This window comes from Marivivens sp. JLT3646 (assembly GCF_001908835.1).
Lineage (GTDB): Bacteria > Pseudomonadota > Alphaproteobacteria > Rhodobacterales > Rhodobacteraceae > Marivivens > Marivivens geojensis.
Window position 1 is genome coordinate 1 of sequence record NZ_CP018573.1, and the last position, 15102, is coordinate 15102.

Annotated in this window: 13 protein-coding genes and 2 pseudogenes; 7 read left to right on the top strand and 8 right to left on the bottom strand. The window is 53.9% G+C overall.

What is annotated here, in order from left to right:
* Window positions 1–165 precede the first annotated feature (165 nt).
* A complete protein-coding gene (locus BSK21_RS14950) occupies window positions 166–738 on the top strand; it encodes a hypothetical protein (RefSeq protein WP_074039077.1) in 573 nt (190 codons plus the stop codon).
* A 776-nt stretch (window positions 739–1514) separates the two neighbouring features.
* On the opposite strand, the pseudogene BSK21_RS15795 reads toward BSK21_RS14950, so the two are convergent.
* Window positions 1515–1696 (bottom strand): annotated as a pseudogene (locus BSK21_RS15795) (Tn3 family transposase); the annotation flags it as partial.
* A 133-nt stretch (window positions 1697–1829) separates the two neighbouring features.
* Between BSK21_RS15795 and BSK21_RS14955 the strand changes: the two are divergent.
* From BSK21_RS14955 to BSK21_RS14970, 3 genes and pseudogenes are all read left to right on the top strand, one after another.
* Window positions 1830–2305 (top strand): annotated as a pseudogene (locus BSK21_RS14955) (DDE-type integrase/transposase/recombinase).
* Between the two features lie 124 nt (window positions 2306–2429).
* Window positions 2430–3551, top strand: coding sequence for a Fic family protein (locus tag BSK21_RS14960; RefSeq protein WP_074039078.1), 1122 nt, complete (start codon window positions 2430–2432; stop codon window positions 3549–3551).
* Window positions 3552–4908: 1357 nt separating this feature from the next.
* Complete coding sequence (locus BSK21_RS14970) at window positions 4909–5913, top strand: LacI family DNA-binding transcriptional regulator (RefSeq protein WP_067547079.1); 1005 nt, start codon at window positions 4909–4911, stop codon at window positions 5911–5913.
* On the opposite strand, the gene BSK21_RS14975 is transcribed toward BSK21_RS14970, so the two are convergent.
* Genes BSK21_RS14975 through BSK21_RS14985 form a run of 3 tightly spaced genes read right to left on the bottom strand, consistent with a single transcriptional unit; the run spans window position 5910 to window position 9066 of the window.
* Window positions 5910–7043 carry a Gfo/Idh/MocA family protein gene (locus BSK21_RS14975; protein ID WP_067547076.1) on the bottom strand — a complete coding sequence of 378 codons (1134 nt, stop codon included), beginning with the start codon at window positions 7041–7043 and terminating at the stop codon, window positions 5910–5912. The two genes, BSK21_RS14970 and BSK21_RS14975, sit on opposite strands and share 4 nt — an antisense overlap.
* Before the next feature lie 11 nt (window positions 7044–7054).
* Window positions 7055–7945 (bottom strand): sugar phosphate isomerase/epimerase, encoded by an 891-nt coding sequence (locus tag BSK21_RS14980; RefSeq protein WP_067547073.1) that lies wholly within the window; start codon window positions 7943–7945, stop codon window positions 7055–7057.
* A gap of 23 nt (window positions 7946–7968) precedes the next feature.
* On the bottom strand, window positions 7969–9066 hold the full coding sequence (locus BSK21_RS14985) for a Gfo/Idh/MocA family protein (protein WP_198039389.1): 1098 nt from the start codon (window positions 9064–9066) through the stop codon (window positions 7969–7971).
* A gap of 122 nt (window positions 9067–9188) precedes the next feature.
* Here BSK21_RS14985 and iolC point away from each other — a divergent pair, with 122 nt between their 5' ends.
* The 3 genes from iolC to BSK21_RS15000 are packed head-to-tail and all read left to right on the top strand — an operon-like array spanning window position 9189 to window position 11861.
* Window positions 9189–10169 (top strand): 5-dehydro-2-deoxygluconokinase, encoded by a 981-nt coding sequence (gene iolC / locus BSK21_RS14990; protein ID WP_067547070.1) that lies wholly within the window; start codon window positions 9189–9191, stop codon window positions 10167–10169.
* Between the two features lie 10 nt (window positions 10170–10179).
* Complete coding sequence (locus tag BSK21_RS14995) at window positions 10180–11034, top strand: 5-deoxy-glucuronate isomerase (RefSeq protein WP_067547067.1); 855 nt, start codon at window positions 10180–10182, stop codon at window positions 11032–11034.
* On the top strand, window positions 11031–11861 hold the full coding sequence (locus tag BSK21_RS15000; protein ID WP_067547064.1) for a class II fructose-bisphosphate aldolase: 831 nt from the start codon (window positions 11031–11033) through the stop codon (window positions 11859–11861). Before BSK21_RS14995 ends, BSK21_RS15000 begins: the two co-directional genes overlap by 4 nt.
* Before the next feature lie 44 nt (window positions 11862–11905).
* On the opposite strand, the gene BSK21_RS15005 is transcribed toward BSK21_RS15000, so the two are convergent.
* The 4 genes from BSK21_RS15005 to iolE are packed head-to-tail and all read right to left on the bottom strand — an operon-like array spanning window position 11906 to window position 15043.
* Complete coding sequence (locus BSK21_RS15005) at window positions 11906–13120, bottom strand: NAD(P)/FAD-dependent oxidoreductase (RefSeq protein ID WP_067547061.1); 1215 nt, start codon at window positions 13118–13120, stop codon at window positions 11906–11908.
* A gap of 36 nt (window positions 13121–13156) precedes the next feature.
* A complete protein-coding gene (iolB, locus tag BSK21_RS15010) occupies window positions 13157–13951 on the bottom strand; it encodes a 5-deoxy-glucuronate isomerase (protein ID WP_067547058.1) in 795 nt (264 codons plus the stop codon).
* Entirely contained in the window at window positions 13944–14141 is a 198-nt protein-coding gene (locus tag BSK21_RS15015; protein ID WP_232230461.1) for a hypothetical protein, read from the bottom strand. Before BSK21_RS15015 ends, iolB begins: the two co-directional genes overlap by 8 nt.
* A gap of 8 nt (window positions 14142–14149) precedes the next feature.
* Window positions 14150–15043 carry a myo-inosose-2 dehydratase gene (gene iolE, locus BSK21_RS15020; protein WP_067547051.1) on the bottom strand — a complete coding sequence of 298 codons (894 nt, stop codon included), beginning with the start codon at window positions 15041–15043 and terminating at the stop codon, window positions 14150–14152.
* Window positions 15044–15102: the final 59 nt, after the last annotated feature.

Consider the following 15102-nt stretch of genomic DNA (forward strand, 5'->3'; position numbering starts at 1 on the left):
TCCGCTATATTTGATCCATTCTGTATTTGCAGAGTTTTAAAATCCTTTCGTCCGCAGAGGTCATGTTCGCAGTCAAAGCTTTCAGCAAGCCTTGCGATGCGTTTGGGCATATGAGGCTCAATTCCCAACGCATTTATCCATGACTTAAATCATAAGGACGTTAAAATGAGCCTCTCTTCCACTTCCCGCCGCCTTGAAGGTGTTCAATCCGCTTTAGAAGTCACTGTCTGTGAAGCACTCGGTGACCCAAAGACCCATGACGCTCAAAAATTGCATCGCGCCTACGGGGATTTGATCGGGAATCCCACTCTTGTACGCCAACCTAACGTTGATTTTAGGGTGATCGCAGACATTTTAAAGAGCAAGTTCCCATGGGCGACAGACGCTGTCGAATTAGTTCTCGGCGAAATTGCACTGAAGCAAGTTTACGGTGATCCTCGATTGTCATCCGTCCTGAAGCCTTTCTTGCTGGTTGGTCAGCCGGGCAGTGGCAAAACAAAGTTTGCAACTGAACTGAGTCAAATCCTGGGGTTCCATGGACATTTATCGGGAGGTGTCGCTGATTCAGGTGGCTTGCAGGCCGTGTCGCGCGGTTGGTCTTCGACACTACCATGTGGTCCCTTTTTGGCGATGCACCGTCATAAGTGTGCAAACCCTGTCATTTTGATCGATGAGATTGATAAGGCCAAAGATGGAGCAAGCAACGTCATATTTGGACCACCTTATTGTCGATGTTAAATGCTGATGGTCAGTTTTATGACGGTTGCCTTATGGCAAATGTTGATCTGCGGTTTGTGAATTTTTGGGCCACAGCAAACACCATTCTGAGATGCCGAGACCGCTTATCGACCGTTTCATCGTAGTACAGATGCGAGCCCTGGGGCTGAGTTTAGTGACCGATTTTAGATAGTATCGTGGCGGATCATCTGTCTTCAATTGGCGCTCAGGGATGCCCCGCTATCACGCAATTAGAGCGACACAAATCAAACAAGTCCTTAAGTCAAAAGACGGGAGCATCCGAAAATGCAACAGACCTTTGCTGCTTTACTTCGCAAGAAGGCCTTACAAGAAGTTTGCCTGTAATGCATCACGATGAGGCCAAGGAGAACACTTTGATCCATTGGCCAAGCCCCTCTGAAGCTCTCCATTAAGACGCGTTCGACGTGAGGGCAGGGGTATTGATAGCCACGCACCCCTGTGCGCGTTGACCGCAGCACGCGAATGGCCAAAGTCAGAAAAATTCACGATTTAGATAGTTATGTAACACTTTTGCACAAACTATTTTAACTTAAAGTAAATCTAATAAGGTTTTCGTAAGCTCTAAGAGGTTCGAAAAGTGAAATTCCTTTAATACAAGTTCTTAGGTCTCAATATGAAATTTTTTGACGGTTATTAAGAGGTTTTAAACCGTTTGAGGGCTGAGGCCGAAGAGAGTAGGGATCCTAGCTCTCCGGTAAAATGGGTGAATGCTTTGACCAGTCTGAGGTCTGATTCCGGAGGGGCAGGATCCTACACTAAGCTCTTTTCGGGCAACTGTATTCACCCGTGAGCAGGATATTACCCAGCCGAGGGGCAAGATATGCGCCATGAGGTGGAGAGAGCAGTCCAGGCCTTCGCGGTGGCGATTGGCGACGGCGACACCGAGATGCTTGGTTTTCCATTAGATGACGATTGCGGCGAGGAGATTCAGCTCGGACTGTAAGGTGCGGCTACCCGTGGAGGAATCGTAAAAGTTATTGTCCTCCGCAGGGCAGTTATGTAGCTCCGAGCGATGATCAGTCCAAATTTCCGCACCACGCCTGAAAGGCCACCGCTTTCCGCGTTCCATCATGTCCTACGCGGTCTGAGCGTATTATCGCTTATCGTTTAGCCTGCGTGATGTTTAGGATCTGCTGGCTTAACGCGGCATCGTCGTGCAAACACGCCGAAATGCGCGGGCGGCGAAGCGTTCTTTTTCACGGCTGATTGCCCGCTGGGGTGAGCCCCGCGTCATCGTGACGGACAGACTGCGCAGCTATGGCGCGGCCCTGCGGCAGCTCCGGCTGAACATGGATCACCGGGCGCACAGGGGACTGAACAATCGTATTGAGGATCGCACAGACCCACGTGAAAGCGCAAGAAAATCTGGGGCCGAGTCAAATCGCCAAGGCAGGCGCAAAGGTTCCTCTGCGCCCACGCGGAAAGCGCCAACCTGCTCCGCCCTCATTGCCAAAAGATGACCGCCTCCCGATTCCGTCAGAGCCTCGCCGCTGCGTTCGAGCGCTGGAACGACTGTGCTAAAACATGGCCGCGTAACAGAAGGTAGCGCGCCCCAACTTTCGATCCCGGGCAACAACTTGACGATCCCTGCTGGTCCTTTGAGCGATAGAATGACTTGTATGCCTCACAAATGATTTATATATGAGTTATAGAAAGGATATCTATAACTCATGGCTTGGAACTGGACGCTGCCCGATTGGCCGGATTTCCGGTATGACGCCTCCGCTCTGGAGCCGTTTGAGCAGACGTTTCTCCTGTCATCCGGAGAAATCCTCGGCGCATTCCATCATGTCAGCCAGCCGGAGCGCGAGCAACTCCGCATCGAACTGCTGAGCGAGGAAGCGATGCAGACGAGCGCCATCGAGGGTGAAATCCTTGACCGGCTCAGTGTCCAGTCTTCGCTGCGCCGCCATCTGGGCCTCGATCCGGACAGCTACCCTGCCAAACCTCGCGAACAGGGCGTCGCGGAAATGATGGTCGACCTCTATTCCAGTTTTGCAGAGCCGCTGACCCATGAGACGCTTTTCCGCTGGCATCGGATGCTACTGTCCCATGACCGCCGGTTGGAAACCGTCGGGGCATACCGACAACACGCCGAGGCGATGCAAATCGTTTCCGGCCGCCTTGACCGGCCCACGATCCATTTCGAAGCGCCGCCTTCAGGGCGGCTCATGCTTGAGATGGATCGATATGCGGATTGGTTCAGCAAGACCGGTCCGGGGGGATCAGAGCCGCTTCCTGCGCTGACGCGCGCAGGGCTAGGCCATCTCTATTTCGAGAGCATCCACCCATTCGAAGACGGCAACGGCCGCTTGGGTCGCGCCCTTGCTGAAAAGTCGCTTGCGCAAAACATAGGCCAGCCGAGCCTCATCTCGCTCGCCTTCACCATAGAGAAGGAGCGCAAGGCATACTACGACCAGCTCGAGCAGCATCAACAAACGCTTCAAGTGACCGATTGGCTCGTCTGGTTCGCGGAAGTTGTCTTGAGAGCCCAACAGGTCACACTCGACCGCGTCGGCTTCTTCATCAGCAAGGCACATTTCTTTGATCGTCACAGGGACCAGTTGAACGAACGCCAGGTCAAGGCCATCACTCGAATGTTTCGGGAAGGCCCTGGCGGTTTCAAAGGTGGTCTCAGCGCCGAGAACTATCTCAAGATCACCGGAACCTCACGCGCAACCGCAACCCGCGATCTGCAGGATCTGGTCGAGAAAGGTGCGCTCAGCCGAACCGGTGAGCGACGCCATACGAGATATTGGTTGAACCTGACTGAGAGGGGGCGGACCGGATGACACAAGAGCGTCCGACCAAACGAAACCCTACTCTCGTTGGGCCGACTGAGTGGGGGTTTTCCAAGTGCATGGGTCTGGTCACCCACTAAATCTTGCAAAAGCATTAAGGAAGTTTCGATTTGAGCAATCAGATTGTGAGCGAGGGCAGCCTATTAACATCTGACTTTCTGTCCGAAGCCGTTCAGGGCGTTTCGGAGTGAGACAGGCTATGAGCAACGTCAACGTCAAACGAGCCGTCGAGAACATTTGATCCGGAACAAACGTCTACACTCCGCCTGTCGAAACCATCGTGAACACGATCCAGGCCATAGAAGCCGCATCCATCGAGAAAGGCCGCGTCGATATCCTCCGAAGACGGTCGAACCAACAGGAACTTTAATGCTGCCAGCCGCCTGTTGAGAGTTTCACAGTCATCAACAACGGTATCGGTTTTAATTACGAGAACAGGAATTCATTCGACACTCTTTACTCCGACCACAGGATTTCGCAGGGCGAATAGGATTTGGGCGATTCACCTGTTTGAAATACTTCGAGGACTTGCTTGTCGAGGGTGTTTTCGAACATGAAAATGCGCGGAGCAAGCGTGCCATCAAATTGGGCAAATAATCCGATATCATCGTCAATGAAATCATTGAAGGTTGTCCGGATGGCGACATCGGGTCCCGCAATACGAAGTTCTCAGAGAAAAACCATAACGGTAATCCAAGATATCCCACGGGTAGCGGCACCTTACATGATTGTTAAGCACTTACTGAGGTGGCTCTTTCTGCAGTTTATTCTCAGTTTATATGTATCAATGTTGTTTTTGATACACAAAGGATGGTTGTGAAGCCAGTTTCATACTCTCGTACTGCACAAGTTGTCTATCAGGATTTATTGCGCATGCACCTCGACGAGGCCGAGTCAGAGGCCGTGGGGAGTATCGAAGAAAGTCATCGCAACGGGCGGATTTATTTTTACGACCGGTTTTTTATCGGCACCGAAATAAAAAGTCGGTATCTTGGAGAGGAAAGCGCGGATCTTCGAAGTCGTCTCTAGATGGATTGAATCAAATATACGGAGACAGATTACTGGGTCGGCACTGTGCTCAACTATCTATTTATTAACATAACATTGATTATGAAATCAATTTCTGGTTCAAGCCCCGTCGATCAAAATGTCCAAAGCTCTCTTGATCTGATCACGGTAGCCTGACAACGAACCAACCTTCTCATTCAGCTCTCCCCTCATAACAGCAACGAGCACATTTCAGCATAGAAACATGCTGCAATCGTTTGCAAGATTTCACTTTTATACTGAGCCTTTCATCCGAGTTGTGTAGGTTGGAGGCACGAGAAACTACTGAGGACTGCGACGCATGACTCCCACGTTAAAGGACGTTGCACTACGAGCTGGCGTATCGACCTCTGCGGTATCACGCACTTTTACCGATGGCGCCTCTGTCTCGGATAAAATGCGTAAGAAAGTTGAAAAAGCGGCGGCCGAGTTGGGCTATAGTCCCAACTTTATCGCACGAAGCCTAACAACCCGTCGAACAAAGTTGATCGGATTGGTTTCTGACAACTTTTATAATCCTGTTTTTCTCGAAGTTTTTGATCGCTTCACCCGCGCCTTACAAGACTGCGGCCTGCGACCGCTTCTCGTTAACCTGAGCAATGAAACAGATCCCGAAAACTCGGTGCGGATGCTGCAACAGTATTCGGTCGATGGTGTGATGGTGGCCTCTTCGACCCTGCCCCCAGAATTTTCGAAAGCGTTTCGAGATAAGAATATCCCGGTCGTCAACACCTTCGGACGTCACGCGACAAGCCCCGACGTGCATGTGGTGGGCATCAACAACGTGGCTGCGGGGCGTATGGCGGCGCGCGAATTAATATCGCGTGGCTATAAGTCTATTGCCTTTCTCGGGGGGCCGAAGCGGGCTACCTCTACCTTAGATCGACTGGAAGGGTTTCAAGCTGAATTGGCGCTCCATCCAGACGTCACATTCAGCTATAGCTTCGCCTCGGCCTATTCATTTCACGCAGGACGTGCTGAAATTCTAAGGCTTGCTGAATTTGGGTTAGCAGAAGCATATTTCGGGGGCGATGACGTCTTATCTGTTGGAATCCTAAGTGGTCTTCAGGACCTTAGGAAAAACGTGCCAAACGATGTTGGGCTCATCGGCTTTAACAACATAGAAATGGCAGGTTGGGAGAACATCGCGCTGACCACCATCCACCAACCGATCGCGCAGATTATTGCATCATCGGTCGAATTGATGGTGGCCATGCTCGAAAACCCTGACCGCTACCCAGAGGCACGGCTGTTCCCTTGCCACGTGGTCGAACGCAAAACATTGCGTCCGATCCAGAGCCGTTAACGGAACATAGGCGGGCGGGCATCCATCCACGCGCCGTCTTTCTTGGCAGATGCCACAGCGGTGTGAACCGCTGCCATCGACCGCACACCATCTGCCGCATTTGGCAAACCGTCACGGGTTTCGCCTCCGATTGCGTCCGCGAGATCACAATAGATGTTAGCAACGGCCAATGGGAAACCCTCGGGGTGTGCAATCGCCACACGAGACAGGCGCTGCGCGTCCTCATGCAGACCGGCTTCACCTTTTTCAATGATCTGGGTGCGTCCACCTACAGGAGTGTAAATCAACTGGTTTGGTTGCTCAGACGCCCACCGCAAACCTCCTGTTTCGCCAAAGACTTGGATATCAAACCCGTGCTGCCGCCCAATCGCCACCGACGATGTCCAAAGTCGTCCGACAGTGCCCCCTGCCATGCGGAAATTGACCATCGCATCATCTTCTAGAACGCGGCTCGGTATCGTAGAGGCAAAGTCCGCCGATAATTTTTCGACGGTGTCATCAGCAATAAACGTCGCCATGTGAAGCGCATGAATACCGCAGTCCGCGAACTGGCCTGAAACACCCGCCATAGCCGGATCGTACCGCCAGCGCACACGCGGGTTATCGGCATCAGTCGCATCGCCATGGTGCCCGTGACTAAAGTTAGTGACAACCAAACGCACTTTTCCAATCTCACCTGCGCGCACCATCGCACGGGCCTGACGCACCATGGGATAGGCTGAGTAGCAATAGTTCACCGCACAGATTTTGCCCGTCTTTTCTGCGATGCGAACGATGTCTTCGCCTTCTTCAACGGACATCGTCATCGGCTTTTCACAAAGCACATTGAACCCTGCCTCGAGAAACGCCTTAGTAATTTCAAAGTGCGTGGCATTCGGGGTTGCAACAGTCACAAGATCGACACGATCGTCGCGGTCTTTCTCACCAGCCAGCATCTCTTGCCAATCGCCATAAGCACGATCTGCCGAAATACCGAGCCGTTGCGCATATTCGCGACCTACATCAGCACGGTGATCCAATGCCCCCGCGACAAATTCAAAGCGTGCATCAGCCTGAGCACCCAGACGGTGCGCTGGTCCAATCTGGCTGCCCTCACCGCCGCCGATCATGCCCCATTTTAACTTTGCCATGTTCGGTCTCCTCAAAAGCCGATGGATTGAAGGTAGTTACGATTTGCGCGGGCATCCTCTAGCGGCGTGCCTGGCATCGACGGATCACAGTCCTGCTCTACGGTGCACCAGCCCTCAAACCCAGCGTCGAGAAGAACCTGACGAACCGCAGGAAAATCCACATCACCCTGACCGAGGTTACAGAAAATGCCCTGACCGCAAGCTTTGTAAAAGTCTGTACGATTGGCAACAACGTCGGCCTTAACGACTGGATTGATATCCTTAAAATGCATGTACGAGATACGGCCGATATGACGCTTCATAAATGCGACCGGATCAAAGCCGGCATAGGAATGATGGCCCGTATCAAAGCAGATTTTAAGCACGCTTTCGTCCACTTCATCCAATAGCCGCTCGAGCTCTGGTTCAAAGTCGATAAAGCCCGCCGCATGGGCATGAATGCTCGCGGTGAGACCATATTCTTCGGTCCCCATTTTCGCGATTGTCGCGATCCGATCCCGAAAAGCCCGCCATTCGTCCGCGTCCATTTGCTCGGCTTCGCTCGCACGACCTGCAGTCGCCGCACGACGCGGCGAAATACTGTCGATCAGAACGAGGTGCTTGGCACCATGTGCGACGAGAGCCTTACAGGTTCGGACACTCGCATCCATAACCTCGTCCCATTTCGCCGGATCATGGAAGGGACGGAACACAACGCCCCCAACGATCTCAAGGTCGCGCTCGGCCAAGGCTGGGGCGAGGACTGCAGGGTCTTCTGGCATGTAGCCAATCGGGCCAAGTTCGATCCCTTTATATCCCGCACCTGCACACTGATCCAAAACGGATTGCCACGATGGATAGGACGGATCACTAGCGAATTCGATACCCCATGAACACGGGGCGTTTGCGATTTTGATAGTCATTTACTGGCGCCTTTCAAACGCAATCAGACAGACGATACTTCAACCCAAGCCTTACTGCGCGATGATACCATCGACGCTTCAATCACTTGATTCACCTCCATGCCATCCTCAAAGGTCGGCCATACGGGGGCACGGGTTTCAATGGCCCGTAAAAAGTCACGGGCTTCGATGATGATTTGATCCTGATAGCCAGTGCCATGGCCCGGACCCTGACAGAACGGCAGATAATCGGGATGCGCTGGACCCGTTAGGATTTTGCGGAAACCGCGCGTCGCTTCGGGTTCGTCCATCGAATAGAGCCAGATCGCGTTCTGATCTTCTTGGTCAAAGCGAATAGCACCCTTCGTCCCTGTAACCTCATAGGCGTAACCCATCTTTCGACCATGTGCGACGCGGCTGAAATACATCTGCCCCATCGCCCCATTGGCAAAACGGCACATCAGTTGCCCGTGATCATCATTGGTCACAATCCCACCGGGACGATTGTTGTGCACCGTTTCGACCTCTGCAATTACTGACTTGATAGGGCCGATAAGAGCTAAGGCGCCATTGATCATATGAGGGGCGAGATCTCCCATCGTTCCATTAGCATCTCCTTGGGTCCGCCAATTTGCGGGCGCATCAGGATCCGCCAAAAAATCTTCTGTGTGTTCACCGCGAAACCAAACGACATCGCCAATCGCGCCTTCTGCGATGAGCTGGCGCGCGAATTGACTGGCAGGCGTCCGAATGTAGTTAAAACCGACCATACTCACCTGCCCCTTGGCAGCGGCAACCATGGCGCGGCTATCATCGAGAGAGGCACCCAGCGGCTTTTCGCAAAACACGGGTTTGTTGAGCGCAAAGGCTGCCTCCGCAATAGCGCGGTGTGTCGCCTGCGGAGATGCGATGACGATGGCTTCGACCTTTGGATCATTAACCAACTCGCGCCAGTCATCGGTGCCACGCGCAAATCCATAGGCCGTACGATATGCCTCTGCAGATGATTTGGAACTGGCGCAGACCATCTCAAGCCGCGGACGAAGGGTCGTGTTGAACACCGCACCAACGGCAGACATGGCAACCGCATGTGCCTTGCCCATGTATCCGCCACCGATGATGCCTATCCCGATTTGGGTCATCAGCCCCTCCCGTAAAATCAGTTTGCAACCGCTTGCAATATTCGTATCCTCCCGTTCAGAGTCGTGCAAGCAGCAAACACGCTTTGCCGCATGAATGAGCATAAAAAGAGGTTGGCTGATTGATGGAGATTTTCGACGCCATAAAGCGCAATAGCTTTATCGTCTTGGGCCGTGTCGGCATGGACCTCTTTGCCGACACAGGCATCGCGATTGAGGACGCGACGACCTTTAACGCTGATATGGGCGGATCATCAGCCAACATTGCGGCTGGCATTGCAAAACTGGGCGGCAAGGCATCACTTGTCACACGGGTTTCTGATGATGCTGTTGGTCGCTTCTGTGTTGGCAAACTCAAACACTACGGGGTCGGCTGCGAGTACGTGATCCCCCAAGGTGGTGAAGCCCGCAACTCATTGGCCGTGTATGAAACTCGCCTTGAGGGTCATCAATCGGTGATCTACCGGAACGGTGCTGCGGACTTTGAAATGACGGTCGCAGACGTTGAGGCCGTGGACTTTTCCCAATTTGGAGCGTTGATCGCCGCAGGCACCGTTTTTGCCGCTGAACCGTCACGCTCGGCTGCGTTTCGAGCATTTGAGTTGGCGCGAGCCGCTGGCTTGCCAATCATCTTTGACGTCGATTATCGCCCCTACAGTTGGCCCAGTGCAAAGGTCGCCGAAGACGTCCTGTCGCGCGCAGGGACTATGTCTGATGTGATCATCGGTAACGACGATGAATTCGGGTTTATGGCTGGCAGCAAAGATGCAGGCCTCGATATGGCGCGACGGCTCGCTTCAACTTCGGCCCAGATCGTCGTCTATAAAATGGGCGAACACGGAGCGGTGACGTGCCATAAGGGCGATGAACTTCGCACAGGCGTATATACTGTAGACGCCGTCAAACCTACGGGTGCCGGCGACAGCTTTATGGCTGGGTTTTTGACCTCAATCGCGGATGGGCACGACCTGCATACGGCACTTCTGCGCGGATCTGCATGCGCAGCTATCGTAGTCGGCAAACCGGGATGTGCGCCCGCCATGCCCTACCCTGATGAACTAGACACATTTTTGACCAATCACCCCGGCCCCACTCTGGTGGCTTAAGGAGAGTTCGATGCATATTCCGCCGCATGACAACCAAAACAAGCCTATCGTTGATGTTGATGATCCAACGGTTCCGTTGAACTATTTCAATATCGTTAAACTAAAGGCGGGCGAGGCCTTTACCTATCAGGTCCCAAATTATGAAACCTGCATTGTTCCCGCGACAGGAACGGTTGATGTGGATGTCGAGGGGATGAGCTTTGCGGACATCGGAAATCGGGGCGTTGATGTGTGGGACGGAGAGCCGGAAGGCGTCTATGCCCCCTCTGGCGCCACAGTTACTTTGGTCGCGAAGCGTGACACGGAAACCTTTGTCGCAGGTGCCCGATATGAAAAAGTCCTAGACCCGTTCGATGTACGTGTGGCTGAGATTGATAAAGTTCAATACGGTTCGGACAACACTAAAACCCATCGCAAAATCAAACACATCCTTGGCCAAAAACAACACGACAAGGTTGGACGACTACTGGTGTCCGAACTCTTTACGGTAGGCCAAGGTGGCTGGTCTGGGTTCCCATCGCACAAACACGACACGGACCGTTGGGACGAAAATGGCACCCTTATCGAGACGCGTCACGACGAAACCTATAACTTTCGGTTTCGTCCGAACCACGGCGGCGGCGTTCAGATCCTTCAACGCGAAGAAGGCAAGGTTGGCGATGCCTATCAACTGATGGACCGCTCAACCATTTGCATCGACAAAGGGTATCACCCCTGCGCCGTTCTGCCGGGTTATGAGATGTATTATTTCACCATTCTCGGTGGTCTAAGTCAGCGCAGTCTCGTTCAATTTTTCCAGCCTACACATGCCTATCAGGTCGAAACCATTCCCGGGATCAAAGACATGGTGGCCAAATTCAAATGACCATCGCAACGCTCGCTGAGGTTCTGCAACCAGCCTTAGATAAAGGTTATGCGGTGGCTGGACTGGTCACCTTGGGGTGGGAGGATATGTGCGCCTATGTTGAGGCCGCCGAAGCCGAGGGATGCCCTGTGATTTTGCAAGCTGGCCCGTCCTGCCGTGCACATACGCCGCTACCAATTCTGGGCAAAATGTTCCGCCATCTCGCAGAGCAAGCAACAGTTCCAGTGGTCGCACACCTAGACCATGGGTATTCGCTCGACGACTGTCGGATGGCGATTGACGCGGGATTTACCTCGGTCATGTTCGACGGATCTCGCAAACCGTTGCAGCAGAATATTGATGAAACCGCGGCCATCGCTGCACTCGCCCATGATGCAAATGTGTCGTGCGAGGGCGAAGTTGGTTTTGTCGGCTATGCCAACGGGGAACAGTCGGCGGGAACGGACCCAACAGAGGCAGCTACATTCGCACTTCAAACGGGTGTGGATGCAATGGCCGTTTCTGTCGGGAACGTTCATCTTCAACAATCAGAAGGGACGGGTTTAGATATCGACCGTATACGCGCCATCGAAGCCGCAACGAATATACCCCTTGTGATCCACGGCGGCTCAGGCGTGCCAAAGGCGCAACGCCGCGCTTTGGCTCACAGTTCGAACGTGTGTAAATTCAACATTGGAACCGAGCTGCGAATGACCTTTGGCACCGCACTTCGTCAAACTTTGAACGATCATCCTGATCAGTTTGACAGGCTCGAAATACTCAAAGCGACGATAAACCCGATGACCATGGTAACGCGCGATATCTTACGTGAGTTAATGCCAGACTAAACGCAGAACGTTCTAGCACCATAAAAATTCGGGGGTGCCCTTTGTTACTTCAACAGTGCCTTCAGGTCGGTTGTTTCATCGACCATAATTTCGGGGGCGGGTGATTTTTCGGCTTCGATGAGGCGTTTGCCGACCATGTAGTCTCGGCTTGCGTTGATGGCGTCGACGGCGATGAGGGTGTCGCCTTGGTAGTACCAGTGGACGCGGGCGTCGGGGGTGTCGGCGTAGGTTTTGACGTGGACGGCGTCGTAGCCGATGTTGAGGCCCGCGATCTGCAGTTTCACGTCGTATTGGTCCGACCAGAACCACGGTTTGGGGCTATACTCGACCGATCCGCCCATCATGTTTTTGGCGACAACCTCTGCTTGGTCGATGGCATTCCCGACACTTTCGATACGGAGGCGCTGGCCTTTGAAGGTCAGGTTCGCGCAGTCGCCGGCGGCCCATATATGCGGGACGGTCGTGCGGCCTTGGGCGTCGGTGTCGATGCCGTTCGAACAGACAGCACCTGCCGCTTCGGCGAGGATGGTTGCGGGCATGATCCCGACGCCGACAATCGCAAAATCAACCTCCAACGCGGTGCCATCCGAGAGAACCGCACCCGTCACGCGGTCGGTGCCCATCAGATGATCGAGGCCAACACCTTCGATGATCTTAACACCGTGTTTGGTGTGGATGTCGCGGAAGTAGTCGGAGGTTTCGGGGCAGGCCACACGCCGCAAAATGCGCGGCGCCATTTCAACGAGCGTGACCTCGCAGCCCTTCTTTGCGGCAACGGCGGCGGCTTCGAGGCCGATATACCCACCCCCGATGACCAAAAGCTTGCGGCCCGCCGTGAACTCCCGCGTCATGGTGTCCGCGTCTTTGAGGTCGCGAACCGTGTACACACCGTCCAAAGTTCCACCGATCGCCGCAGGCAGGGTGCGCGGATGCGAGCCTGTGCAAATCGCCAATTCGTCATATCCCATCTCAACCTCACCCTGCAGGGTGATGGTCTTGGCCTCGGCGTTCACACCCACAACGCGGGTGTCGAGCATCAGATCGATGTTGTTTTCCGCATACCACTCGGGCGCCCGCAGCAAGAGACGCGACAGCTCCATTTCACCCAACATATAGGCCTTGGACAGCGGTGGACGCTGATAGGGATGCACCGGCTCCGCCCCGATCAAAGTGATCTTTCCGTCAAACCCATCAGCCCGCAAACGAGCCGCAAGCGTTGCACCGGCTTGACCTGCGCCAACCACGACAAAATGTTGCATGAGATCACCCTCAGCTAAATTGTGAACAATGCTGCCTTAAAAGAGATGTTCGACGGCTGGATCGGGCACAAACCGCCAGTTGCGACGGGGGCCGGCCATAACGTTCAGATAATACATCTCGAACCCGTAAGGCGCACCGCAGGGGTGATGCCCACGCGGCACCAAAACAACATCGCCATCAGAGACGGCGATGGTCTCGTCCAAGGTGCCATCCTCGGTGTAAACACGCTGGATACCGAACCCTTGGGCGGGATTGATGCGGTGATAGTAAGTTTCTTCAAGATAGGTGATCCGCGGGAAGTCATCTTCGTCATGACGGTGGCTGGGATAGGATGACCAATGCCCTGCGGGGGTAAAGACTTCGGTGACCAAAAGACTGTCACAATAGTCTTCGTTTTCCATCGCGATATTATTGATAAAGCGCGTGTTGGTGCCCGTCCCACGCTGCGTCAGCGTGATCCCGTCCGGCCCAATACGGCGTGCCTCATGACCGCCTTTGCCTGGCGCCAAACACACCGCGATCACGCAGTCGGTCGTCGCGGTCGCCTCCCAGCTCTCACCGTTCGGCACATAGAGGCAATGCGGCGGCGTCTTTTCAAAGACGTTCATCCGCTCGCCCAGTTCCCCCCACGACTGCCCCGCAGCGTCAAAGGTCGCCTTGCCTTCGACCATCACCAAAATGGCTTCGTTACCCCCCAAAGCCTCGCCCACGGCTTCGCCAGCACGCAGACGGTAGAGCGAGAACCCAACATAGCGCCAACCCGCAGACTGCGGCGTGATCTGATGCACCTTGCCATGCGTTCCAAAGGGTTTGCACAAAAGATCAGGCATCATCAGTGTCCTTTTCAGGGTCAGTGGGGTCAAATACGATAAAGAAAGAATAAGCCGCATAGGCCCCCAAAGCCCCAAAGAGGACCGCCCAACCCGGCGATCCTGTCCAAAGCTCTACCACCATCCAAAAGACACAGATCGCGACCAAAAGAACGCGCAGCCACAAAGGACGGAAGAAGGGGTCATTCATTTTAAACATCAGATCAGGCCAGTTTCTGTTGCAATCCGCTTGAGCGTATGCAGGCCGAGGGTTTGATACAACAGCGGGTTCCGCACCTCGGGATCCTGCTCTGCCTCAATCACGATCCAACCGTCGTAATTGTTGTCCGCAAGGATCTGCAGGAGCGGCTTAAAATCAACGCCACCTTCCTGATCGCCCGGCACAGTAAAGGCACCCTGAACAACACCCTGAAGGAAGGACAGACCCTCTGCGCGGACCTTTTCCGTGATCGCAGGACGGATGTTTTTCGCGTGGAAGTGACGGACGCGACCAACGTGTTTGGTCAAAACAGCCACAGGATCACCACCGCCGAATGCGCAGTGACCCGCATCGAACAGAAGATGCGTTGCGGGGCCAGTCGCGGCCATGAAGGCGTCGATTTCCTCTGGAGACTCAACAATCGTGCCCATGTGGTGGTGATAGACCAAGGTCACACCCTGATCCGCCAGATACTGCGCGAACTCTTCGAGTTTGGCACCAAAAGCGGTCATTTCATCGGAGGTCAGCGTCGGCCGGTCATTTACAGGCTTGTCCGAACCGTGAATGGCATTTGAGGTCTCACAAACGATGCAGACCTTGCAATCGTTGTGTTTGAGCTTCGCGAGGTGATCTTGCACCGCCTCAATCTCATCGGCAACAGAGTGCACCAAAAGGTTCGTCGAATACCAGCCAGAGATGAACTTCAAGCCATATGCCCCCAAGCGCGCCTTCAGCTCTGCGGGATCATTCGGCCAACGGTGGCCGTTCTCAATACCGTCAAACCCGATCAAACGCCCCGCCTCTTCTAGAATACGGTCGGTCGAGATAGTCGCACCGATGGTCTGGTCGTCATCATTTGCCCAAGCAATCGGATTTGTACCGAACTGGATCATTATCAATCACTCCGAAAGGGCACTTTGCCCGCATAGTTGTGGGGCAGGATCCGCCCTGC